We start from the raw sequence: 24,630 nt of genomic DNA, 5'->3' as shown, positions 1-24,630 counted from the left end.
CCGTGGGAGAGGGCTGGGGTGAGGGCATCAGGCCGCACGCTTATGCGGATTCACCGTAGGGTTAGGCTCCGCACCGGCATCGCACTTCGCCGGTAGAAGCAGGGCCAGCAGAGAGGCCAGTGCCAGTGACACCGCCAGGCAGTAAACGCCCGCATCTTTGCTGTACAAGGTGATCAGCACGCCGACCGCATAAGGGCCACAGAACCCGCCGAGGTTACCCAGGGCGTTAATTACCCCCCGCGCACCGCCTGCCATCTCCGCGCTGAACAGGCGTGCCGGAATGGTCCAGAACACGCCCGCCGCCGACTGCAGGAAGAACCCACACCCCACCAGCGCGGCGTAGGCCAGCCAGGTATGCTCTTTCAGAGCCACGGAGAGGAACATGCAGAGCGCAAAACCAATCAGCGGCAGGGAGACAAACAGCTTGCGCTTACCGGTACGGTCAGAGAGCGAAGAGAAGAGGAACATACCCGCAATGGCCCCGATATAAGGCAGGATCGCGAGCACGCCTACCTGGCCGATGCTGGTGTGCGTGAGCTCTTTGAGAATGGTGGGTAGCCAGAGGGTGTAACCGTAAATGCCGGTCTGGTAGAAGAAGTTCAGGGCAATCAGCTGCCACATGGTTTTGTCGGACAGCACCGCGCTCAGCGAGGCGTTTTTCACCTCTTTACCGGCAATGGCCTGCTGTTCTGCGGCCAGGGTTTTGACCAGATAGTTTTTTTCCGCTTCAGAAATCCAGCGTGCTTCCTGCGGGCGGTCGTACACCGTGAAGGCCCACAGCACCAGTACAACGATGGACATCAGCCCTTCAATGATGAACAACCAGCGCCAGTCGAGTGCGGTAATAATCCAGCCCGACAGGGGCGCGGTGATGATCCCGGCAATGGGGACGAACATAATTACAATCGCATTGGCACGACCGCGTTCGGCGTCAGGGAACCAGTTACTGATCATCGTCAGCACAACCGGCAGCATTCCGCCTTCTGCTACCCCGAGTAAAAAACGCAGCACCAGCAGTTGATACTGACTGGTGACGAGCCCGGTCAGGACCGAAATCACCGCCCAGGCGACCAGCGACCAGCCGATAAATTTCTTCCCGCTACCATGAACGGCAATCTTGCCGCCAGGCACCTGCAAAAACAGATAGCCAATAAAGAAGATCCCACCCGCCAGGCCTGCCATGGTGGCAGAAATACCTAACTCTTCATCCATACCGCCGGGCATGGCAAAAGCAATATTCACACGGTCCATATAAGAAATAATGCAGGCGATAAGAATCGGGGGAATAATTCTTAGCCAGCGCTGGCGCGGAATGTCCGCATGTAGAGCTTGAGTAGACGTATTCATATTTAATATCTCAGTGTAGGTAACCGGAATAAGATTTTTTATTGTTATTGCGTTGCTTTTTTCATTTGGCTAATGCCGTCGCGCAAAATAGCGATGCGATGGCTGATATCAGCATTAGCATTTATTTCCAGTAATTTAATACCGGAAAATTTCAATGTTGCGGCGCTCGCCGCAGTAAAGAGTGCTTTTGCATGTTCAGTGGTCAGCAAACTGTCGGCACAGTACGATGAAAACGGTGCGTGCAGATCCTGCCATTCACCGTACTCTCCGCGGATGGTGGTGCCGGAGAACATTAGCGCGGCCAGTTTTCCGGCCTGAAGGGCGGTCTGAACGTGCTCAACCGGAAGCGTGGTGTTGCGCCCTTCAATGGCTGAGCGCGCCCAGTTAATACAGACGCTGATATCCGTCTCTTTTATCACCTCCAGCACCTGCTCTAAGGGTAAAAATCCCTTACGCGGTGCGGGACCGGTCATGGCATCGCAGTGTTCAAGCACCAGATCGCAGGACCAGTCCCAGCCCGCGATTTCACGAATGGAACGGGCGAACGCCTCGATAGCCTGCTCGACTGAAGCATTGCCCGCCTGCGGTGCGGCCTGCATTTCCAGAGCGATCACCTTTCCAGGAAAACGGGCGTTAACGGCAGCAATCTTCTGCTGCAGATGGCGGTAATATTCCACACACGCTTTACGCTGTTCTTCGTCAGCAGACGCCAGGCCAAACGCACCGTTTGTGCCGCGGCGGCGCATGGTTTCCATCACTGCCGTGACGACGATTTGCCAGTCTCCCGGCGTATGGCGGAACAGCCATTCATCCCCATAAGGATGGAGATGTTCAAGGCAGGGTTGTTCCAGCCCGCGAATGTGTGGCGTGTCAGAAAGTTCCCGCCAGAAGGTTTGTTCTTCTTGTTCCCCTTTCTGGTGAAACGAGGGTGCGCAGGGGTACGCACCAATAATAAAACCGGTATTGGTCATTTCGCGTTCCTGTATTTATACCCGTCATACTTCAAGTTGCATGTGCGTTGGCTGCGCTCGTTCACTCCAGTCACTTACTTATGTAAGCTCCTGGAGATTCACTCTCTTGCCGCCTTCCTGCAACTCGAATTATTTAGGGTATATCAGAAAATTAATCTAATTCGCTGATTGCCACTTTCACCACAATTTTGCGAATTGCAGTTTCCTTGTTTTTAATACAGGCAGGACGGTGTACATCCTGCGGGAAAAATATGGCGTAACTGCCGGGTATCATTTCGATGAACGATTCATTTTCACTGTTGTGATAAAAAATAATATCCCGTTGTTCCAGTAATGATTCGCTGATGTTGTTATTTCCGGTATCGATAGCAATACCGATTTTTTCTTCACCCCACGCCAGAAATTGAATATCAAGATAGCGGCGATGCACTTCGGGGCGATTCTCATGCGGCTCTTTGGTGGTCAGGTCGAGGATCTGGGCAAAGAGGTTGCGCCCCTCAATTTCAACGACACCCGGTTTTAGCATGCTGAAATCCGTGGTACGCAGAAAATCTAACGCTTTTTCAATCGCCCGCGGCAGGCGACACGGATTTGGCTGTGAAATATGTCCGAATATCATGGCCCACTCCTTACAGCGCCTGGATTTTCGCCCACACGCTGTCGTCAATGGTGATGCCGTTGCGGCGGTTCTCTTCAAGCAGTCGCGTAAATTCGTGCCCCGGCAGACGGACTGCGACGTTTTCGTCTGCCCGCTCGGCGGTGGTGATGAAGTCCATAATACGCTGCAGTTTGGCATCGCGGGTTGGGCCGTCGATCAGGCGGTCGACCTCGATGGCGATAAAGATCTGCGACACGCCATACTCGTCGCTGTTGTCCTGGGTAACTTCCGCCACGGAGGCGCCGTTAGAGAGCAGGGTGGCGATCATGTCGAGCACAATCGATAAGCCGGAACCTTTCCAGTAGCCCATCGGCAGAATACGGCGGTTTTTCTCAATCGCGCCAGGCTCTTTGGTCAAATTGCCCTCGTCGTCGAATCCGCCGTCGACCGGTAACGTGCGTCCGGCCAGTCGGTTCACTTCCAGCATGCCGTAGGAGAACATCGACATCGACATATCGACCATGGTGATTGGGGAGGAGGGGATCGCCACGATCAGCGGGTTGGTGCCGATGCAACATTCTTTTGACCCCCACGCGGGCATCACCGCAATGGAGTTGGTCCAGCAGATCCCGATGTAGCCCTTCTCTGCGGCTTGCCAGCCGTAGCTCCCCCCGCGCATCCAGTGGTTAGCGTTACGCAGCGCAACCAGACCGATACCGTGATCGGAGGCCAGTTCGGTGGCGCGATCCATCATTTTTTTCGCCGTCAGGTTACCGATGGCGCGTTGGGCATCCCACTGTTCGATGGCCCCTAATGTGGTCACCCGTTTTGGCTGGGCATCAGGAATGATGTCGCCCGCGTCCAGTTGCTGAATAAAACGCGGGAAGCGGTTCACGCCGTGGGAATAGACGCCAGATTCCGTGGTGCGGGCAAACATCTCCGCGCAGGCATCCGCCGTTTCTGCTTTTACACCGCGATCGAGCAGAACCCGATTGAACGCTGCTTTCAACTCTTCGAATGTCACTTTCATCCCTGTTCTCCTGTTCTTCGTAGGGGCAAGTGCGAGTGCTTTTTTATCGCTAAATTTCACTATGCGAAATCTGATTTCAAATATAGCGATCAAATTTTGCCAGATCAACGACATTCATGATTTTCAAAATCGATTAAAATCAACTGGTTGTGTTTTTTCTGTTGAGATCGTGAACTGAACCACACTTTGCGCTACCATCAGGGCGCGATAAAAAGGAGCCATGGGATGAGCATGAAAGAGAGCGACATGACGCAAGAAAAAGAGAGGCCAGCAGGTAGCCAGAGCTTGTTTCGCGGTCTGATGCTGATTGAGATCCTCAGTAACTATCCGAACGGCTGTCCTCTGGCCCATTTATCGGAACTGGCCGGGCTGAATAAAAGCACCGTGCACCGGTTACTGCAGGGATTGCAGTCGTGCGGGTACGTCACCCCGGCACCGGCGGCGGGCAGCTATCGCCTGACCACCAAATTTATCGCCGTCGGGCAAAAGGCGCTGTCGTCGCTGAACATCATCCACGTGGCTGCTCCGCATCTTGAGGCGCTGAATATCGCCACCGGCGAGACGGTGAACTTCTCCAGCCGCGAAGACGATCACGCGATCCTGATTTATAAGCTTGAGCCGACCACCGGTATGCTGCGCACGCGTGCCTATATCGGCCAGCATATGCCGCTTTACTGTTCGGCAATGGGCAAGATCTACATGGCATTCGGTCACCAGGACTATGTGGCGAGCTACTGGGAAAGCCACCGGGATCAGATCCAGCCGCTGACCCGCAACACCATCACTGAACTGAGCGCGATGTATGACGAGCTGGCGGAAATCCGCGAGCACAGTATGGCGATGGACAAAGAAGAGAACGAGCTGGGGGTCTCCTGTATCGCGGTGCCGGTGTTTGATATTCATGGCCGCGTGCCGTATGCGATCTCAATTTCGCTGTCGACCTCCCGCATGAAGCAGATTGGCGAAAAAAATCTGCTTACACCTCTGCGTGAAACGGCGGACGCGATCTCCAGAGAGCTGGGTTTTAACGTGCGCGAGGGATAACAGATGAACCGGTTCATCATGGCGGATTCGGCAAAATGCATCGGCTGTCGCACCTGCGAAGTGGCGTGTGTCGTGTCGCATCAGGACGCCATCTCAACAGACGCCTTTACGCCCCGCATTCGGGTAGTCAAAGGGGACGCTTTCACCACGGCGGTGGGTTGCCATCAGTGTGAAGATGCCCCTTGCGCGAATGTCTGCCCAACGCAGGCGATTCGCCGTGGCGAGGGAGCCTGGCAGGTTGAGCAGGCGCGGTGTATTGGGTGTAAACGCTGTATGGTGGCGTGCCCGTTTGGGGCGATGCAGGTGCAATGGGCAGGAGATACGCTTCAGGCGCTGAAATGCGATTTATGCGCGCATCGCGCGGACGGACCGGCCTGTGTGGAAGCCTGTCCGACCCACGCGCTGAGCTGTGTCGATCCCGCCAGATTACGCACCGAGCGGTTGCGTCATCTGGCGTAGGTTCTTACTGGGCGTCTTCGCGCCAGGCGAATTCGATCTCTTCGGCGAGAATTTTCACCCCGGCTTCGATTTTTTCCGGATCGGGCACGTAGTTCATACGCATACATTGATGCGTATGCGGCCACGGCTTGTCCAGCCCCGGGAAGAAGTAATCACCCGGCACCATCAATACGCCTCGCTTCTTCAGGCGCTGGTAAAGCAGCTCGGTGGTGATCGGCAGATCTTTAAACCACAACCACAGGAAAATTGCCCCTTCAGGTTTGTGGATCAGGCAGCGTTCTTCCGGTAAATAGCGGCGAAGTATGGCAATCGTCTCCTGAACGCGCTGATAATAGAACGGCTTAATCACGTCATTAGGCAGGCGCAGCAGATCGTTGCGTTTAATCATTTCGCACATCATCGCCGGGCCAATACCGCCAGGAGAAAGGCTGATAATGCCGTTCATGTTGGTAATGGCGGTGATGATTTTTTCATTGGCGACGATGATCCCGCAGCGGCTGCCCGGCAGGCCGAGCTTGGAGAGGCTCATACACAGGACGATGTTCGGGTTCCACAGCGGACGTGCTTCGCTGAAGATAATACCCGGGAACGGCACGCCATAGGCGTTATCGATCACCAGCGGGATGCCATGCTGATTTGCCAGCGCATCCAGTTTCATCAGCTCGTCGTCGGTGATGACGTTGCCCGTTGGGTTGGTTGGACGTGATACGCAGATCATGCCCGTCTCTTCACCAATGTGCAGATGTTCAAAATCGACGTGGTATTTGAACTGACCTTCCGGCAGCAGCTCAATGTTCGGGCGCGCGGAGACGAACAGATCCTCTTCCAGACCGGAATCGGCGTAGCCGATATACTCCGGTGCCAGCGGGAACAATACTTTTTTGGTGGTGCCGTCGGCGCGACGTCCTGCGAAAAGGTTAAACAAGTAGAAAAACGCGCTCTGACTGCCGTTTGTCAGTGCAATATTCTGCGGTTCGATATCCCAACCCAGCTCTTCACGCAGCATGTCGGCGAGGAGTTTCAGCAGTTCGGTTTTACCCTGAGGGCCGTCGTAATTGCAAAGCGCATCGGTTGCTTTGCCGTTTTCCAGCATCTGAGCGAGCAGCGTCTGGAAATAGGTATTCATCTCCGGGATTTGAGCCGGGTTTCCGCCGCCGAGCATGATGGCGCCCGGTGTGCGCAGCCCGTCGTTGAGGTCCTCCATCAGGCGGGTAATGCCTGAATGGCGGGTAAATTTGTCGCCGAAAAGTGAAAACGTCATAGCAGGTGATCTGTCGAGCTTGTTTTGAAAGTGGGTAACCATAACGCTAGCACCGTGCGGGTGCAAATCGGCTGGTGTGGTCGGATTTGTGGTTTTATGTGGCGGGTGTGGGTTTTTGTAGTGAATAGTTCTGGTGACTGCCCCTCACCCCGACCCTCTCCCTAAGGGAGAGGGAGAAAACCGCGGTGAGGGGGCTATTGGTTCCCCGCCCAGACGACCATGACTTTATCGCCATCATGTTCACGTACGAATCCATACCCCTCTTTCAGCGAAAGCGTGGTTTGCTTGCCTTCACCTATCGCCGGATGGCGGGCGCGGAACTGACCCAGCGTTTGCCAGTGGGCGACGGTTAACGCCTGTTTGCCCGTCACATCCTGCCAGTTCATATCCGAGCGTGTTCCCTGCAGAGGGTCGGAACCCGTCGGCCCGAACGGACGCTCTGATTCATCCCCATAATAGATTTGTACGCTGCCTGGCGCTAACAGCAGCAGTTCTGCCGCGCGCTGGCCCCCTTCGCGGAACAGGCGGGTGTCATGCGAAGAGAGATAGCTCAGAACGTTAAAGCTTTGCAGTTTTTCCGCCATCTGCTGCCAGGTCAGATCGATATCGGCCAGGCAGTTCACCGCTTTTGCCGCCTGCTCCTGATAATCGAAGTTAATCATCGCATCGAAGCCGTGGCGGTAATAATCGCTCTGCATGACCCCGTGGCCCCAGGATTCACCCGTCATCCAGAACGGCGCATTGTCGAGTTTTTTGTCCGGGTGAGCACCTTTCCAGGCCGCCAGCGCCTGGCTTGCCTGGTCCTTCAACTGCTGCCAGGCCGCCAGCTCCACGTGTTTTGCCGTATCAACACGGAAACCGTCAATGCCATACTCGCGTACCCACTGGCTGAGCCAGTGGGTCAGGTAATCGCGCGGGGTGTATCCCGGGATAGCTTTTGCCTGGGTATCGGACTTGTGCTGATAGAAGTTTGGCAAACCGGACGGCGTGGTGGATTCCGTTTTCAGGTCGGGTAAAAACGCCAGTGACATGGTCAGGTCGTCAAAGCCTGGGTTGTCGTAATCGCCAATATCGGTGCGGATCCATTTTTTACCCCACCATTTTTCCCATGCGGCTTTATCGCTGAAGTTGATGTAATCATTAAAGCTGTGCCAGCTTTGTCCCGTGCCCGGCTTCCAGTCGGTCCAGCGTTCACCCAGCGTTTTCTTCAGCTCATCACCCTTTAGATAGAGCGCGCCAAACTGGTACTCCTGCATGTCGGCAAGCGTTGCGTAGCCCACATGGTTCATGACGATATCGAACAGAATGCGGATGCCGCGCTTGTGCGCTTCATCGACGAGATGACGTAAATCATCTTCGGTGCCCATATTGGCATCAAGCCTGGTCCAGTCCTGCGTGTAGTAACCATGGTAGGCGTAGTGGGGGAAATCCCCTTTGGTGCCACCGCCGACCCAGCCGTGGATCTGCTCAAGCGGGGAGCTTATCCAGAGCGCGTTTACCCCCAGTTGCTGCAGATAATCAAGCTTGCTCGCAAGCCCTTTCAGATCGCCGCCGTGGAAAGTGCCAATCTCCTGCATGCCGTCTTTGTGGCGGCCATAGCTATTGTCATTCGTGGGATCACCATTCACGAAACGGTCGGTCAGCACGAAATAGACCGTAGCGTTTTGCCAGCTAAACGGCGCGGGTTTGTCGGTTTCGGCGCGCTCAAGCAGCAGCAGGCCGTTGCTGTTGGCGGCAGGCTGAAGGGTAATTTTTCCCTGCTGCACCGTCGCGGTTTGTTTGCTGTAGAAATCTCGCATCACGGAGCCTTCCGGGAAGGTGTTTCCCACCTCCAGCGTCAGGGGTTTTCCATCCCATTTTGGGCACTGGCGGATAACGTTTGCCACCGGTTGTTCTGCTGCGCTCTTGATGGTCAGCATCAGGGTTGGCGTGCCGGAACGGGTATCGACACGCATCTGGTACTCTCCGTCGCGGAACAGACGCCACTGCGGCGGCGTGCCGTCACACGGTTTGAGCGACAGCATCTCGTTGAGTTTTATCGCTTCTGTTGGCTGCCAGCACGTGTTGTCAAAACTCACTGTCAAAGGACGCGTACCCTTCGCAAGCTTTGCCTGGCTGGTGAACATTCCGGTGCCTTCGGCGCTGAACGCGTTAAATCCCGGCGATGACCAGTCAGCGTGTGCCAGTGCGGGTAACATCAGAAAAGCTACGGCGGTGCGTTTCATTCCATCTTCCTGTCGCGGCATTTTTGACCAGTGTGCCATCAGGTGAGGCGTAAAAACTCATCCCCCGGCGCTTTCTACAAGGATGACGCGAGAGGATGAGTGATCCCGCGCAAAATTAGGCAGTTATCTGCGAGATCGCACACAAATTTTCAGAATTGATGCTTAAGTGAGCACGTTTCAGGTGACATAGTTTCGGAATTGGACTATTTCTACACGTGCTCTTGAAGTCTATTTTTGATATGATTTGAGATTCCGCTCTCAAATTTGTGAAAAAAATAAGGTGTTGGAATGTTTATATCCGACCAGGAGACCTAATGATATCGACTCCCATTCGACGATATGGGGCCGCGATACTCATGTTACTCACCACGACATTTTCGGGTGGGGTGCTTGCAAAGACGCACACGGATACAACGAGTAAGAAAGCCCACGTAATAAAGACGACAAGCAGTAAGGTTAGCAGTAAACAAGAGTATTCTCGCAATAGTGCAAAGAGTAGTTCACTTCCTGATTTGCGAAAATACCCTTCCGGAACACCAAGGAAAAAAGCGTTTCTCCGGACAGTAATGCCTTACATCACAAGCCAAAACGCCGCGATTACGGCAGATCGTAACTGGTTGATCGCCAAACAGTACGATAGCCGCTGGACGCCGTCTGAGCGCGCGCGCCTGAAAGATATCGCAAAGCGCTACAAGGTAAGCTGGAACGGTAACACCCGTCGTGTGCCGTGGAACTCGCTCCTTGAGCGTGTCGACATCATCCCGGGCAGCATGGTTGCGACAATGGCTGCAGCCGAAAGTGGCTGGGGCACCTCGAAGCTGGCACGCAACAACAACAACCTCTTCGGCATGAAGTGTGTGAAGGGGCGTTGTAAAAATGCGCCGGGCAAGGTGAAGGGCTACTCGCAGTTTGAATCGGTGAAAGACTCAGTAAATGCCTATGTGGTAAACCTGAACACCCATCCGGCCTATTCGTCGTTCCGTAAGTCACGCGCACAGCTGCGTAAAGCGGATCAGGAAGTGACGGCCAGTACGATGATCCACAAGCTGAAAGGTTATTCCACCCAGGGTCAGCGCTATAACAACTATCTGTTTGCGATGTACCAGGATAACCAGCGACTTATCGCCGCCCATATGTAATCCCAATAACGCCTTCCACGGGAAGGCGTTTTCTTTTCTACATCATGACTTCGCTGTGGCGTTCCCGATACTCTTTCGGCGTGTTGTCGTATTCTTTACGGAACACCGAATAAAAATACTGCAGCGACGGATAGCCGCACATCTGCGAGATTTCGTTGATCGACAGCGACGTGGAGATGAGCAAACTGCGCGCTTTCTCCAGCTTCTCTGCGTGAATAACCGCATGAATGGTTTCGCCCACTTCCTCTTTAAAACGCTTCTCCAGATTTGAACGGGAAATACCCACGGAATCCAGCACCTGATCGACCTTGATACCTTTGCAGGCGTGGTTGCGGATAAAGTGCATCGCCTGAATGACTGCCGGGTCGTTTAAGGAGCGGTAATCCGTTGAGCGACGTTCTACCACGCGGACCGGGGGTACCAGCAGGCGCTGAAGCGGCAGGGATTCGTTATCCAGCAGACGATGCAGTAATTTTGCGGCCTGATACCCCATCTGTCGGGTGCCCTGCGCCACTGAGGAGAGAGCCACGCGAGAAAGGTAGCGGGTGAGCTCTTCGTTATCGATGCCAATCACGCACAGCTTCTCCGGCACCGGAATGTGCAAATGCTCGCAGACCTGCAATACGTGGCGTGCGCGAGCGTCCGTCACGGCAATAATGCCGGTTTGCGGCGGCAGCGTCTGCAGCCAGTCAGCCAGACGGTTTTGCGCGTGCTGCCAGTTTTCCGGTGCGGTTTCCAGCCCCTGATAGACCACGCCGCGGTACTTCTCCTGGGCGACAAGCTGACAAAAGGCGTGTTCGCGCTCAACGGCCCAGCGCTTGCCGCTGGAGGCTGGTAAACCATAGAACGCAAAGCGATGGACGCCTTTCTCCTTTAAATGCAGAAACGCGCTTTCAACCAGCGCATGGTTATCGGTGGCGATATAGTGGACGGGAGGATAGTGCTCGGGCGAATGATAAGAGCCGCCGACGCCCACAATCGGGACGTCGACGTCAGTCAGTAACTGCTCAATGACCGGGTCGTCATAGTCAGCGATGACGCCATCGCCCAGCCAGTCTTTGATGTTCTCGAGTCGGGTGCGGAAATCCTCTTCGATAAAGATATCCCACTCAGATTGCGACGCCTGCAAATATTCACCAACGCCCTCTACCACCTGTCGGTCGTAAGCTTTGTTGGCATTGAATAACAACGTAATGCGGTGACGCTTTTCAAACATGGCTCGCTTCCCAAATAAGTCACAATACGGTTATCAGGTACGCCGCTTGGTGGCAGAGTCCATCCAGACTGCCAGCAAAAGAATGGCCCCCTTGACGATATACTGCCAAAACGTCGGGACGTCCATCATACTCATCCCGTTATCCAACGAAGCCATGATAAATGCCCCCATCACCGCGCCCGCCACGCTGCCGACACCGCCTGCGAGGCTGGTACCGCCAATGACGCAGGCGGCGATAGCATCCAGCTCGGCAATGTTTCCGGCAGACGGGGAACCCGCTCCGAGACGCGAGCTGAGGATCAACCCGGCGATAGCAACCATCAGGCCGTTAATGGCAAAGACCGCCAGTTTGGTGCGCTCTACGTTAATGCCTGACAGACGGGCGGCCTCAAGGTTACCGCCGATGGCGTAAATACGGCGGCCAAACGCGGTGCGCGTGGCCATAAACATGCCGCCCAGCAGCAGGAGGGCCAGCAGGAGAACCGGCGTAGGCACGCCGCGATAGTCATTCAGGAGCCAAATCGCGCCGAGCACGATCACCGCGGTCAGTGCCTGACGTCCCACCACGGATGTTGATGGGGAGGAGGCCAGCCCCAGCGACTGACGGCGCATACGGCCACGCCACTGCCAGGCCACGAACGCCAGCAGCCCGGCCACGCCGATGGTAAAGCCCACGCTATCCGAGAGGTAGCTCTGACCAATCTGCGACATGGCGGCGCTGGTGGGAGAGACGGTGGTGCCGTTGGTGATGCCAATCAATACGCCGCGGAAGGCCAGCATTCCTGCCAGAGTAACAATGAACGACGGGACCTTCCGGTAGGCAACCCACCAGCCGTTCCAGGCACCCAGCACCAGACCTAATACCAGCGTCACCGCCACGGTCAGCGGCAGCGGCCAGCCGAGCCAGACGTCAAAAATGGCCGCGACGCCGCCGAGCAGGCCCATCATCGACCCCACCGACAGGTCGATTTCCGCCGAAATAATGACGAAGACCATGCCCACGGCCAGAATGCCGGTGATGGCAGTCTGGCGCAGCAGGTTAGAGACGTTACGCGCGCTCAGGTAGGAGCCATCGGTCATCCAGGTAAAAAACAGCATGATGGCGATAATGGCCGCGATCATCACGAATACCTGCAGGTTCAGCGCTTTTAACCCCGCGAATGCGCCGGGCGTCTGAACAGCGACTTTGATATCAGACGGATTGCTTTTCGACATGACGTTCGCTCCTTAAAGCGGCTTCCATCACCTGCTCCTGCGTCAGGTTCTGGTTAATCAGATTGGCTTTCAGTTTGCCCTCGTGCATGACCAGCACACGGTCGCTCAGGCCGAGCACTTCGGGTAATTCAGAGGAGATGACAATGACGGCGATCCCTTGCTGTACAAGCTGATTAATCAGTTTGTAGATTTCGTACTTCGCACCGATATCAATGCCGCGCGTTGGCTCATCCAGGATCAAGATGCGTGGATTGAGGAGCAGACAGCGCGCCAGAATGGCTTTTTGCTGGTTGCCTCCGCTCAGGCGTCCAATGGCCAGTTCCGGTGAGGATGTTTTCACTTTGAGGCGGGCGAGAGATTGCAAAATGCACTGCTGCTCTGCGGCATCATCAAGGCTGCTCAGCGCGCCGGAGAACTGATCGAGTGCCGCGAGCGTGATGTTTTTACCCACCGCCATCACCGGCACGATGCCGTCTTTTTTGCGGTCTTCCGGCACCATGGCAATTCCGTGGGCAATTGCCTGCTGGCAGTTGTCGATTTTCACCGGCTTGCCATCAATATAAACCGTGCCTTCCCAGCGCCCTGGCCAGACGCCGAACAGGCACTGCACGGCTTCAGTACGTCCGGCGCCGACGAGCCCGGCAACACCGAGAATTTCACCCCGGTGCAGGGAAAAGGAGATGTTGTTTACGCGTTTGATATGGCGATTTACCGGGTGCCACGCTGTCAGGTTTTCTACGCGTAACACTTCATCACCCGTTGTGTGAGGTTCATTCGGGTAGAGCGCCGTCAGTTCGCGGCCCACCATCATGGTGATGATGTCATCCTCGCTCATGCCTTCGGCTTCGCGTGTGCCGATGTGTTGACCATCGCGGATCACGCAGATGGTGTCTGAAATGGCTTTGACCTCGTTGAGTTTGTGAGAAATGTAGATGCAGGCGATACCGTGATTTTGCAGATCGCGGATGATATCCAGCAGGACGGCCGTTTCCTGTTCGGTGAGAGAGGCCGTGGGTTCGTCGAGGATCAGCAGCCTGACCTGTTTGTTCAGCGCTTTAGCGATTTCAACCAGCTGTTGCTGCCCCAGACCCAGGTCTCCCACGCGGGTATCCGGCGAAATGGCCAGACTGACCTGCGCCAGCAGTTTTTCACAGCGTAGCGTCATGGTGTCGTAATCCAGCACGCCGTGGCGCGAAATTTCGGCCCCGAGGAAAATGTTCTCCAGTACGGTGAGATGCTTCACCAGCGCCAGCTCCTGGTGAATGATGGCGATACCCTTACGTTCAGTATCGCGAATGTGGGTGGCCTGAATGACCTCGCCGGCAAAGACAATTTCACCTTCGTAGCTGCCATGCGGATAGATCCCGCACAACACTTTCATCAGCGTCGACTTACCCGAACCGTTTTCGCCGCAGAGCGAAACCACTTCACCAGGATTTAGCCGCAGGCTCACGTTATCGACCGCTTTCACCGCGCCAAAACGCTTGGTGATGCTCTTCATTTCAAGTAAATAAGGCATAACTGCTCCACATGACCCGAGGTAAAAACAGTACAAGTCGATGCGCCCCCGCAGGGCAGGGGCTGCGCTGGATTACAGTTCACTCTTCTTGTGGAAACCGTCTTTGATAACGGTGGCGTCAATGTTCTCTTTATTGACTTCAATTGGCGTGAGCAGGCGTGCCGGCACATCTTTCAGACCGTTGTTCAGCGTCGCGTCGGCTTTCGGTTGTTTACCGTTCCCCAGCTCTACGGCGATCTCTGCAGCCGTGTTGGCCAGTTCAGTGATGGGCTTATACACCGTCATGGTCTGGGTGCCCGCAATGATGCGTTTTACACCGGCGAGATCCGCATCCTGGCCTGAAATGGCCACTTTCCCGGCCAGCCCCTGCGCGCTCAGCGCCTGAATGGCACCCCCGGCGGTGGCGTCGTTGGAGGCGACGACGGCATCAATTTTGTTGTTATTCGCGGTTAGCGCGTTTTCCATAATTTTCAGCGCGTTTTCAGGCAACCAGCCGTCCGCCCACTGATCGCCAACCACTTTAATCTTGCCGCTGTCGATATACGGCTTGAGGACTTTCATCTGGCCTTCGCGGAACAGTTTGGCGTTGTTATCCACCGGTGAGCCGCCCATGAGGAAATAATTGCCCTGCGGCACTTTATCGACCAGGCTTTTTGCCTGCAGTTCACCCACTTTTTCATTGTCGAACGAAATATAATAATCAATGTCCGCATTATTAATCATGCGATCATACGCCAGAACTTTAATCCCTTCTTGCTTCGCTTCTTTCACGACGTTACTTAATACCTGGCCGTTATAAGGGATAATGACCAGTACATCAACGCCACGGTTAATCATATTCTCAATTTGCGACATCTGCGTTTCTTCGTTGCCATTTGCAGACTGCACAAACACACTTGCGCCAAGTGATTCCGCTTTTTTAACAAAAATATCGCGATCTTTTTGCCAGCGCTCCAGACGCAGGTCGTCAATCGCCATGCCAATTTTGACCTCTTTGGCATGTCCTGCAAAGCTTGCAAGGAGGAGAGTAGTGCAGAGCGTTAGGGTAAGGTTCTTTATCTTCATAATTATTAGGCCTTTTATAGGGGTATGTGTTGCTGAGATAAAAGAAACATTCACTGCTTAGACGCAGCAAATTTTTAACGCGGAAAGGCGGGCTGGCAATTACAGATTTTTATCTTCTCATTACGATATTTGGTTTATTTCTGAATTTATGACCGCGATCGGATTTTAAAATACGTAAGGTCTTAATTACATTTGATTATGGAATCTGCGCCGAAAAATAGTTTGCTTGCGCATTATTTTGCGAGCCAGCGCACAGTTGCGCATTCTCTCAATAGCAGTGTGAAATAACGTAATTGAGCAACCCAAAATGTCTATTCACTATTACTCCTGTATCAACGACTCGCCGCATACCCTGATTATGGAGCTCAATATGCAAGCTTATTTCGACCAACTCGATCGTGTTCGTTACGAAGGCCCGAAAACGACCAATCCTTTAGCATTTCGTCACTACAACCCGGATGAGCTGGTGCTGGGTAAGCGCATGGAAGATCATCTGCGCTTTGCCGCCTGTTACTGGCATACCTTCTGCTGGAACGGCGCCGATATGTTCGGTGTGGGTTCCTTTGACCGCCCGTGGCAACAGCCGGGAGAGGCTATCGAGCTGGCGAAGCGCAAAGCGGATGTGGCATTTGAATTCTTCCACAAGCTGAACGTGCCGTATTACTGCTTCCATGACGTGGATGTGTCGCCGGAAGGCGCATCGCTGAAAGAATACCTGAACAACTTTGCGCAGATGGTGGATGTGCTGGCGGCGAAGCAGCAGCAAAGTGGCGTGAAGCTGCTGTGGGGCACGGCTAACTGCTTCACGAACCCTCGCTATGGTGCCGGGGCAGCAACTAACCCGGATCCAGAAGTGTTTAGCTGGGCGGCCACGCAGGTCGTGACCGCAATGAACGCCACGCATCAGTTGGGCGGCGAGAACTATGTTCTGTGGGGCGGACGTGAGGGTTATGAAACCCTGCTGAATACCGATCTGCGTCAGGAGCGCGAGCAGATTGGCCGCTTCATGCAGATGGTGGTTGAGCATAAGCATAAAATCGGTTTCCGCGGCACGCTGCTGATTGAACCGAAGCCACAGGAACCAACCAAGCACCAGTACGATTACGACGTCGCGACCGTGTACGGTTTCCTGAAGCAGTTCGGCCTGGAAAAAGAGATTAAAGTTAACATTGAAGCCAACCATGCCACCCTGGCGGGCCACTCTTTCCATCACGAAATTGCGTCTGCCATTGCGCTGGGCATCTTCGGCTCGGTCGATGCTAACCGTGGTGATGCGCAGCTGGGCTGGGATACCGACCAGTTCCCGAACAGCGTGGAAGAGAATGCGCTGGTGATGTATGAAATTATCAAAGCGGGTGGTTTCACTACCGGCGGCCTGAACTTTGACGCCAAAGTGCGTCGTCAGAGCACCGATAAATACGATCTGTTCTACGGACACATCGGCGCGATGGATACCATGGCGCTGGCGCTAAAAGTCGCTGCGCGCATGATTGAAGACGGTGAGCTGGATAAACGTGTCGCGAAGCGTTATAGCGGCTGGAACAGTGAGCTGGGCCAGCAAATTTTGAAAGGCCAGTTATCGCTTGCGGAAATCGCGAAGTACGCTGAACAACATCAGCTGGCGCCGCAGCACCAGAGCGGACACCAGGAACTGCTGGAAAATCTGGTTAATCACTATTTGTTCGACAAGTAAAAACGTAGGCCCGGTGAGCGGAAGCGCCACCGGGCATTTCTGTCAAAGGAGCCACCACAATGTATATCGGGATTGATCTTGGCACATCGGGTGTGAAAGCCATCCTCTTAAGCGAGCAGGGTGATGTTTTGGCAACGCAGACTGAAAAACTGCAGGTTTCGCGTCCGCATCCGTTATGGTCGGAACAGGATCCGGAGCAGTGGTGGCAGGCGACGGATCGCGCAATCAAGGGGTTAGGTGAACAGCACAGTTTGCGTGAGGTCACCGCGCTGGGTATCGCCGGACAGATGCACGGCGCTACGCTGCTGGACAGCCAGCATCGTGTGCTGCGCCCTGCGATCCTCTGGAACGATGGCCGCTGTGCGGAAGAGTGCGCGCTCCTGGAAGAGCGAGTGCCTGCGTCCCGTGACATCACCGGCAACCTGATAATGCCCGGCTTCACCGCGCCGAAGCTCCTCTGGGTGCAACGCCATGAGCCGGAGATTTTCCGTCAGGTGGCGAAGGTCTTACTGCCAAAAGATTATCTGCGTTTTCGCATGACGGGGGATTTTGCCAGCGACATGTCCGACGCCGCCGGCACCATGTGGCTCGACGTGGCGAAACGCGACTGGAGCGAGGCGATGCTGGATGCCTGTCATCTCACCCGTGAGCATATGCCCGCACTCTGTGAAGGCAGCGAAATTACCGGCACCTTACAGCCCGCCATAGCGGAACGCTGGAATATGCCTGCTGTGCCGGTGGTGGCTGGCGGCGGGGATAACGCGGCGGGCGCCGTGGGTGTCGGCATGGTTGATGCGGGCCAGGCCATGCTGTCTCTCGGCACCTCTGGCGTCTATTTTGCCGTCAGCGACGGATATCGCAGCAACCCGGAAAGCGCGGTGCACAGTTTTTGCCATGCGCTACCAGGAAAATGGCATTTGATGTCGGTGATGCTCAGTGCAGCTTCTTGCCTGGACTGGGCGGCGAAGCTGACCGGGATGGCCGATGTTCCGGCATTGATTACCGCAGCACAGCAGGCGGATGAAAACGCTGGTACCGTCTGGTTTTTACCGTATCTCTCCGGTGAGCGTACACCGCACAACAACCCGGAAGCGAAAGGGGTATTTTTTGGCTTAACCCATCAGCACGGTCCTGCGGAACTGGCGCGTGCGGTTCTGGAAGGCGTGGGCTATGCGCTGGCGGATGGAATGGACGTGGTGCATGACTGCGGCCTGAAACCAGCAAGCATCACCCTGATCGGCGGCGGCGCACGCAGCAGCTACTGGCGCCAGATGCTCTCTGATATCAGTGGATTGCAGCTGGACTATCGTACCGGGGGCGATGTGGGCCCGGCGATGGGTGCCGCGCGGCTGGCGCAGATAGCCATGAACCCGGACAAACCGCTTTCGCAACTGTTGCCACAGCTCACGCTGGAACAGGCTCATCTGCCCGACGCAACTCGCCACGCGCGATATGCTGAAAGGCGCGATGTGTTCCGCAAAATTTATCAGCAGTTGCTGCCGCTGATGTCATAAGCGTAATTGTCTGTCAGAGGCATGAGGATGTCCTTTTTTGGTCTGTCCGCGTGCCTGTTTCCTCGCCAGTATGTATTTATACCCACTGGCGAGGAGCACCATCATGTCACGTATTGCATTAATCAACATCGATACCCAACAGTCTTTTCATCACCGCGATTACTGGCAGGAGCAAGATGTTCCGGCCTTTCAGCAGGCAATGCTGGGGCTGACAGAAGGCTGCCAGTCTCGCGGTATTCCCGTCGTCGATATTTTCCATGTGGATGAAAAAGGCCCTTTCTCACTGCAAAGCGGCTATGTCAAACCGATGGCCTTTTTACGTCATCAACCGGATGTGGTTTTCCAGAAACACGTCCATAATGCCTTCACGGACACGGGCCTGGATCGCTGGCTGCGCGAGCGCGATATCAACCAGCTGATCGTGTGCGGCATTCGTACTGAACAGTGCTGCGAAACCACCGCACGGGTGGCATCCGATCTGGGTTATGCTGTGACCTTTGTTAGCGAGGCAATGCTCACGTTTCCTATGACGTACAAGGGCGTAACCCTTAGCGCTGCGGAAATTCGTCATCGTACCGAAACGGTACTGTCAGGGCGATTTGCCGCGATTAAAACGGTAGCGGAGACGCTGGAGTCACTGTAATGCGCATCGACGTTTGGTTCGTTATGTTGCCCGGGGTGTTGTCATTAGACATGACCGGCCCGGCAGAAACCTTTGTCCTGGCAGGCGATGCCTTTCGTCTGCATTACATTGGCCCGCAACCTGAGGTTCAAACGTCGATTGGTTTGATGATGAGCGGTATCACGCCATTGCCGGAAAGGCTTCCGGAAGGGAGCCTGCTGGTTCTGCCCGGTGTAAGCGACTCCCGCGTTCAGTTTTCTACGCCGCAGGCGATGCAGATCCAGCACTGGCTGATGCGCCTGCAGCCGGCTATTCAGCGCCAGGATATCACCGTGATGTGCGTCTGTTCAGGGGCATTGCTGGCAGCAAAATCAGGGCTGCTGAACAACCGGCAGTGCACAACGCATCATGAAGTTATCGGGCGTTTACGTGCTGCCGCCCCTACGGCGACGATTAAAGAGAACCGGATATTCGTGCAGGATGAGAATGTCTGGACCAGCGCAGGGATCACCTCGGGTATCGACCTGGCGCTGCATATGATTAACCGCCTGTGCGGCCCAGAAAGGGCCCTGGCTGTGGCGCGCGAGATGGTGGTCTGGTTCCGCCGGTCCGGGGACGATCCGCAGCTATCGCCATGGTTACGCTACCGCAATCATCTTCATCCGGCTATCCACCGTGCTCAGGATGCGCTAACCGCAGACCCGCAAAAAGCGTGGAACGTGCCGGATATTGCCGCGCTGGCGCATGTCAGCCCGCGCCATTTAACCCGTCTTTTCCAGACGCATTTGGGGATAAGCGTTCGCGATTACCTGGAGCAGCTGCGTCTGGCGGTGGCGGAGCAATGGCTATTGCAGGGGCGCGGCGTGGAGCAGGCCTCACTGGCGGCAGGGTTTTCCTCCCCGCGCCAGTTTCATCGGGCCCGACAGCGCGTCGTTAACTGACGAAGCGGCGGGTGTCTAGCTTCTGTAGCAGCATCGACAGCAACAGGCTCACGACCAGTGTGACGGAGAAAATCCAGACAATATCCAGCACTGGCCAGCTTTTGAGTTCAACGCCTCTCGTGCGTAGTGCGTGGATCACCAGCGCGTGAAAACCATAAATCCCCAGCGAGTGCCGCGAGATAAAACCCAGCACGGGAAGAGGGCGCGCATTCAGGGTGTTTTTAACGAGCGTCAGCAGGGAAACGGCACAAATGAAGACCATCGGCCCGCAGTACAGGTACCATGTATCGGCAAAATTGCCGCGCCATTGCAGCTCATGCAGCGTCCCGCGTGAAATGATAATCACCCCGATGATAAACAACGCCCCACATAGCCAGCTGATACCCCGCTTTTGGGTATCCATCATCCCGATGGCGCGCCCCAGCATGCCGTAGAGCACGTAGTAAAACGTATCGCCATTGATGTAGAGGTTTACCGGTAGCCACTCAAAACCGTCGATTTTCTGTGAGACGGTATTCGGGTTGGCGATGATGCCTATCACCACCATCAGAGCCAGAAGCATTTTTCCGCTGACGTTTTTTACCTGAATCAACGGTGATACCAGGTAGATAACGATAATGGCGAAGAAAAACCACAGGTGGTAAAACACCGGCTTTTGCAGCAGATATTTGAGTGACAGGCCGGGGCTAATGGAGGTAAACAGCGTGATGTAAATCAGCGCGACGGCGCTATAAAACCCGAGACACGCGGCGATACGAATAAAATGTCGCGGTTGTGCGCTACGCTCGCCAAAAAAGAGAAAGCCGGAAATCATAAAGAACAGCGGAACGCTGACACGCGACGCGGAGTTGAGAATATTCGCGACATCCCAGTTAACAGGGCTGATACTGTGTGCGTTCGTAACATACCAGGTCGTCGTGTGGATCATCACCACCATCAGACACGCTATTCCTCGCAGATTATCAATCCAGCTAATTTTTGACTGCATCAGTTCCTCTTTTTCCCTGTAAATAGAGTGTGACTGCTATTGTGTAAAAGTCTTTCCTTGGAAAAATCTGAGTTTTATATCGCGGACTTGTCTGGCCATCGCGAGATTCGCAGAATGCAAGACCGTAATCTATAAAAGCTTTGCTACTAAAAATAACAGCCACTGACCGGGTCGGTAATAAAAATGATGATGAAGCGTGTGGGGTCACTCTTTCTGCTGGTGGTACTGGCCGGATGCAGTACGCCTCAGGAAGCACCTGCGCAAAAAGCGCAGCAGGGCAAAATGAGCCCGGAACGTTCGTTGAATATGGAACAGCTGTGTAAAGATCAGGCGGCTCACCGCTATAACCTGGATACTCAGAAAATTGATGTCACCGGCTTTGAGCGTTTTCAGGGCAGCTATGAGCTTCGGGGCCATACCTCTCGTAAAGAGGGCTTTGTCTGCTCGTTTGATGCGGACGGCCAGTTTTTACATCTCTCCATGCGCTAATCTGCTCGCATAATCGACAGCCAGACGCTCGCCGCGTTCTGGCTCGAACGCTTATTTCCCAATTTTCCCTAAACAACCCCGTTTCGTACTGTATATCTTGCAGCCAGCGGGTATACTGGTCCCTTCCATTTAAAACCACACGTATCCAGCACGAAATACTATGCAAAAGTTTGATACCAAGACCTTCCAGGGCCTGATCCTGACCTTACAGGATTACTGGGCTCGCCAGGGCTGCACCATTGTTCAACCTTTGGACATGGAAGTCGGCGCAGGCACTTCACACCCGATGACCAGCTTACGCGCGTTGGGGCCAGAGCCAATGGCGACTGCTTATGTGCAGCCTTCCCGTCGTCCGACCGATGGCCGTTACGGCGAAAACCCAAACCGTCTGCAGCACTACTATCAGTTCCAGGTGGTAATTAAGCCATCGCCAGACAATATTCAGGAACTGTACCTTGGGTCACTGAAAGAGCTGGGTATGGATCCGACCATTCACGACATTCGTTTCGTGGAAGATAACTGGGAAAACCCAACGCTGGGTGCCTGGGGTCTGGGTTGGGAAGTGTGGCTTAACGGTATGGAAGTGACGCAGTTCACCTACTTCCAGCAGGTTGGCGGTCTGGAATGTAAGCCGATCACCGGTGAAATCACCTATGGTCTGGAACGTCTGGCAATGTACATTCAGGGCGTAGATAGCGTTTACGACCTGGTCTGGAGCGACGGCCCGCTGGGTAAAACCACTTACGGCGACGTGTTCCATCAGAACGAAGTGGAGCAATCCACCTATAACTTCGAATACGCGGACGTGGACTTCCTGTTCACCTGCTTCGAGCAGTACGAGAAAGAAGCGCAGCAGCTGCTGGCGCTGGAGACTCCTCTGCCGCTGCCTGCCTACGAGCGTATTCTGAAGGCCGCCCACAGCTTCAACCTGCTGGACGCCCGCAAAGCGATCTCCGTGACTGAACGTCAGCGCTACATTCTGCGTATTCGTACCCTGACCAAAGCCGTTGCAGAAGCTTACTATGCGTCCCGTGAAGCCCTTGGCTTCCCGATGTGCAACCGAAACAAATAAGAGGCGGCCATGTCTGAGAAAACTTTCCTGGTGGAAATTGGCACCGAAGAGCTGCCACCAAAAGCCCTGCGCAGCCTGGCTGAATCTTTTGCTGCGAACGTGACTGCCGAGCTGGATAACGCTGGCCTGGCGCACGGTAAAATTGAGTGGTTTGCTGCTCCGCGTCGTCTGGCGCTGAAGGTGGCAAATCTGGCGGCATCCCAGCCAGATCGTGAAGTGGAAAAACGTGGCCCGGCGATTGCCCAGGCGTTCGATGCGGAAGGCAAGCCAAGCAAAGCGGCAGAAGGCTGGGCGCGCGGTTGCGGTATTACCGTTGACCAGGCCGAGCGTCTGACCACTGACAAAGGCGAATGGCTGCTGTATCGCGCTCACGTAAAAGGTGAACGCGCCGAAGCACTGCTGCCAAACATGATCGCCACTTCGCTGGCTAAGCTGCCCATTCCTAAGCTGATGCGCTGGGGCGCGTCCGACGTACACTTCGTGCGTCCGGTACACACCGTGACCCTGCTGCTGGGCGACACCGTTATTCCAGCGACCATTCTGGGCGTGGCGTCCGATCGCGTCATTCGCGGCCACCGCTTTATGGGCGAGCCAGAGTTCACCATCGACAATGCCGACCAGTATCCGCAGATCCTGCTGGAGCGCGGTAAAGTCATTGCTGACTACGAACAGCGTAAAGCCAAAATCAAAGCCGACGCTGAAGAGGCGGCGCGCAAGATTGGCGGTAACGCTGACCTGAGCGACAGCCTGCTGGAAGAAGTCACCTCGCTGGTGGAATGGCCGGTTGTGCTGACCGCGAAGTTCGAAGAGAAATTCCTCGCGGTTCCGGCAGAAGCGCTGGTGTACACCATGAAGGGTGACCAGAAATACTTCCCGGTTTATGCCAACGACGGCAAGCTGCTGCCAAACTTTATCTTCGTGGCGAACATCGAATCGAAAGATCCGCAGCAGATTATCTCCGGTAACGAGAAAGTGGTGCGTCCACGTCTGGCAGATGCGGAGTTCTTCTTCAATACCGACCGTAAAAAGCGTCTGGAAGATAACCTGCCGCGCCTGCAGACCGTGCTGTTCCAGCAGCAGCTGGGTACGCTGCGCGACAAGACCGACCGTATCGCGGAGCTGTCCGGCTGGATCGCCCGTGAAATCGGTGCAGACGTTAACCATGCCACCCGTGCGGGTCTGCTCTCCAAGTGCGACCTGATGACCAACATGGTCTTCGAGTTTACCGACACCCAGGGCGTCATGGGCATGCACTACGCGCGTCACGATGGCGAAGCGGAAGATGTGGCGGTCGCCCTGAACGAACAGTATCAGCCGCGCTTTGCTGGCGATGAACTGCCGTCTAACCCGGTTGCCTGTGCGGTCGCGATTGCCGATAAAATGGATACCCTGGCGGGGATCTTCGGTATCGGCCAGCATCCGAAAGGGGACAAAGACCCGTTCGCGCTGCGTCGTGCGGCGCTGGGCGTGCTGCGTATCATCGTTGAGAAGAACCTGAACCTCGATCTGCAGACTCTGACTGAAGAAGCGGTGCGTCTGTACGGTGACAAGCTGACCAATGCCAACGTGGTGGATGACGTGATCGACTTTATGCTCGGTCGCTTCCGCGCGTGGTATCAGGACGAAGGTTACACCGTGGATACCATTCAGGCGGTGCTGGCGCGTCGTCCAACGCGTCCGGCTGACTTCGATGCGCGTATGAAGGCGGTTTCTCACTTCCGTACGCTTGAAGCGGCATCTGCCCTGGCGGCGGCGAACAAGCGTGTCTCCAACATTCTGGCGAAATCTGACGAAACGCTGAACGAGCGTGTGAACGCCGCGACGCTGAAAGAGCCGGAAGAGATCGCCCTGGCGATGCAGGTTGTGGTGCTGCGTGACAAGCTGGAGCCATACTTCGCAGAAGGCCGTTATCAGGAAGCGCTGGTAGAACTGGCGGAACTGCGTGACGTTATCGACGCCTTCTTCGAAAAAGTGATGGTCAACGTGGAAGATAAAGATCTGCGTATTAACCGTCTCTCTATGCTCGAAAAACTGCGCGAGCTGTTCCTGCGCGTGGCGGATATCTCGCTGCTGCAGTAATGTGCCCGCCGGGCATGTACAGGCTAAAAACCCGCTTCGGCGGGTTTTTTTATGGCGTGCGGGTGAAAATTTAATCTTGAAATGGTCAACATATTACCGCTATCCTTATCGGCGTTAACTTTCTCCCTCAGGAGCGCATTTCG

Annotated in this window: 21 protein-coding genes; 10 read left to right on the top strand and 11 right to left on the bottom strand. The window is 55.1% G+C overall.

Features of this window, described 5'->3' with window-relative positions; translation table 11 throughout:
* Window positions 1-27 precede the first annotated feature (27 nt).
* The 4 genes from AC2FAK_RS18870 to yiaK all read right to left on the bottom strand — a co-directional run bounded on the left by AC2FAK_RS18870 (window position 28) and on the right by yiaK (window position 3,946).
* On the bottom strand, window positions 28-1,347 hold the full coding sequence (locus AC2FAK_RS18870) for an MFS transporter (RefSeq protein ID WP_029881926.1): 1,320 nt from the start codon (window positions 1,345-1,347) through the stop codon (window positions 28-30).
* A 44-nt stretch (window positions 1,348-1,391) separates the two neighbouring features.
* Window positions 1,392-2,318, bottom strand: a complete 927-nt coding sequence (locus AC2FAK_RS18865; RefSeq protein WP_095455547.1) for a DUF4862 family protein — start codon at window positions 2,316-2,318, stop codon at window positions 1,392-1,394.
* A 151-nt stretch (window positions 2,319-2,469) separates the two neighbouring features.
* Window positions 2,470-2,937 carry a YhcH/YjgK/YiaL family protein gene (locus tag AC2FAK_RS18860; RefSeq protein ID WP_040020975.1) on the bottom strand — a complete coding sequence of 156 codons (468 nt, stop codon included), beginning with the start codon at window positions 2,935-2,937 and terminating at the stop codon, window positions 2,470-2,472.
* A gap of 10 nt (window positions 2,938-2,947) precedes the next feature.
* Window positions 2,948-3,946 (bottom strand): 3-dehydro-L-gulonate 2-dehydrogenase, encoded by a 999-nt coding sequence (yiaK, locus tag AC2FAK_RS18855; protein ID WP_095455548.1) that lies wholly within the window; start codon window positions 3,944-3,946, stop codon window positions 2,948-2,950.
* Between the two features lie 225 nt (window positions 3,947-4,171).
* On the opposite strand from yiaK, the gene yiaJ reads away from it, so the two are divergent.
* Both yiaJ and AC2FAK_RS18845 read left to right on the top strand, forming a co-directional pair.
* Window positions 4,172-4,990: an IclR family transcriptional regulator YiaJ gene (yiaJ, locus tag AC2FAK_RS18850; protein ID WP_095455549.1), complete on the top strand. Its 819-nt coding sequence runs from the start codon at window positions 4,172-4,174 to the stop codon at window positions 4,988-4,990.
* Window positions 4,991-4,993: 3 nt separating this feature from the next.
* On the top strand, window positions 4,994-5,449 hold the full coding sequence (locus AC2FAK_RS18845) for a 4Fe-4S dicluster domain-containing protein (RefSeq protein ID WP_013094956.1): 456 nt from the start codon (window positions 4,994-4,996) through the stop codon (window positions 5,447-5,449).
* 4 nt (window positions 5,450-5,453) lie between these two features.
* Here the strand turns inward: AC2FAK_RS18845 and avtA are convergent, their stop codons facing one another.
* A complete protein-coding gene (avtA, locus tag AC2FAK_RS18840) occupies window positions 5,454-6,710 on the bottom strand; it encodes a valine--pyruvate transaminase (protein WP_095455550.1) in 1,257 nt (418 codons plus the stop codon).
* Window positions 6,711-6,904: 194 nt separating this feature from the next.
* A complete protein-coding gene (locus tag AC2FAK_RS18835) occupies window positions 6,905-8,935 on the bottom strand; it encodes an alpha-amylase (protein ID WP_095455551.1) in 2,031 nt (676 codons plus the stop codon).
* A gap of 314 nt (window positions 8,936-9,249) precedes the next feature.
* Between AC2FAK_RS18835 and AC2FAK_RS18830 the strand changes: the two genes are divergently transcribed.
* On the top strand, window positions 9,250-10,074 hold the full coding sequence (locus AC2FAK_RS18830; protein WP_014830204.1) for a protein bax: 825 nt from the start codon (window positions 9,250-9,252) through the stop codon (window positions 10,072-10,074).
* Between the two features lie 37 nt (window positions 10,075-10,111).
* Here the strand turns inward: AC2FAK_RS18830 and xylR are convergent, their stop codons facing one another.
* From xylR to xylF, 4 genes are all read right to left on the bottom strand, one after another.
* On the bottom strand, window positions 10,112-11,290 hold the full coding sequence (xylR, locus tag AC2FAK_RS18825; RefSeq protein ID WP_014830205.1) for a D-xylose utilization transcriptional activator XylR: 1,179 nt from the start codon (window positions 11,288-11,290) through the stop codon (window positions 10,112-10,114).
* A 33-nt stretch (window positions 11,291-11,323) separates the two neighbouring features.
* Window positions 11,324-12,505: a xylose ABC transporter permease XylH gene (xylH, locus tag AC2FAK_RS18820; protein ID WP_023622083.1), complete on the bottom strand. Its 1,182-nt coding sequence runs from the start codon at window positions 12,503-12,505 to the stop codon at window positions 11,324-11,326.
* Window positions 12,483-14,024, bottom strand: coding sequence for a xylose ABC transporter ATP-binding protein (locus AC2FAK_RS18815; protein WP_013094962.1), 1,542 nt, complete (start codon window positions 14,022-14,024; stop codon window positions 12,483-12,485). Before AC2FAK_RS18815 ends, xylH begins: the two co-directional genes overlap by 23 nt.
* A gap of 72 nt (window positions 14,025-14,096) precedes the next feature.
* Window positions 14,097-15,089, bottom strand: a complete 993-nt coding sequence (xylF, locus tag AC2FAK_RS18810; protein ID WP_013094963.1) for a D-xylose ABC transporter substrate-binding protein — start codon at window positions 15,087-15,089, stop codon at window positions 14,097-14,099.
* Between the two features lie 370 nt (window positions 15,090-15,459).
* Here xylF and xylA point away from each other — a divergent pair, with 370 nt between their 5' ends.
* From xylA to AC2FAK_RS18790, 4 genes are all read left to right on the top strand, one after another.
* Window positions 15,460-16,782, top strand: a complete 1,323-nt coding sequence (gene xylA, locus AC2FAK_RS18805; RefSeq protein WP_014830210.1) for a xylose isomerase — start codon at window positions 15,460-15,462, stop codon at window positions 16,780-16,782.
* A gap of 59 nt (window positions 16,783-16,841) precedes the next feature.
* Window positions 16,842-18,296 carry a xylulokinase gene (xylB, locus tag AC2FAK_RS18800; protein WP_095455552.1) on the top strand — a complete coding sequence of 485 codons (1,455 nt, stop codon included), beginning with the start codon at window positions 16,842-16,844 and terminating at the stop codon, window positions 18,294-18,296.
* Window positions 18,297-18,399: 103 nt separating this feature from the next.
* Window positions 18,400-18,939 (top strand): isochorismatase family protein, encoded by a 540-nt coding sequence (locus AC2FAK_RS18795; RefSeq protein WP_095455553.1) that lies wholly within the window; start codon window positions 18,400-18,402, stop codon window positions 18,937-18,939.
* Window positions 18,939-19,859, top strand: coding sequence for a GlxA family transcriptional regulator (locus tag AC2FAK_RS18790; protein WP_014830213.1), 921 nt, complete (start codon window positions 18,939-18,941; stop codon window positions 19,857-19,859). The genes AC2FAK_RS18795 and AC2FAK_RS18790 overlap by 1 nt, the downstream gene beginning before the upstream one ends.
* On the opposite strand, the gene AC2FAK_RS18785 is transcribed toward AC2FAK_RS18790, so the two are convergent.
* Entirely contained in the window at window positions 19,852-20,847 is a 996-nt protein-coding gene (locus AC2FAK_RS18785; RefSeq protein WP_013094968.1) for an acyltransferase, read from the bottom strand. The two genes, AC2FAK_RS18790 and AC2FAK_RS18785, sit on opposite strands and share 8 nt — an antisense overlap.
* Before the next feature lie 183 nt (window positions 20,848-21,030).
* On the opposite strand from AC2FAK_RS18785, the gene AC2FAK_RS18780 reads away from it, so the two are divergent.
* From AC2FAK_RS18780 to glyS, 3 genes are all read left to right on the top strand, one after another.
* Window positions 21,031-21,336, top strand: coding sequence for a YsaB family lipoprotein (locus AC2FAK_RS18780; RefSeq protein WP_023620070.1), 306 nt, complete (start codon window positions 21,031-21,033; stop codon window positions 21,334-21,336).
* Window positions 21,337-21,496: 160 nt separating this feature from the next.
* On the top strand, window positions 21,497-22,408 hold the full coding sequence (glyQ, locus tag AC2FAK_RS18775; RefSeq protein WP_003860141.1) for a glycine--tRNA ligase subunit alpha: 912 nt from the start codon (window positions 21,497-21,499) through the stop codon (window positions 22,406-22,408).
* Between the two features lie 9 nt (window positions 22,409-22,417).
* Window positions 22,418-24,487: a glycine--tRNA ligase subunit beta gene (glyS, locus tag AC2FAK_RS18770; RefSeq protein WP_013094970.1), complete on the top strand. Its 2,070-nt coding sequence runs from the start codon at window positions 22,418-22,420 to the stop codon at window positions 24,485-24,487.
* Window positions 24,488-24,630: the final 143 nt, after the last annotated feature.

It is taken from the genome of Enterobacter cloacae complex sp. 394F7, from assembly GCF_057320385.1.
This window is presented reverse-complemented; position numbering and strand designations above follow the sequence as displayed.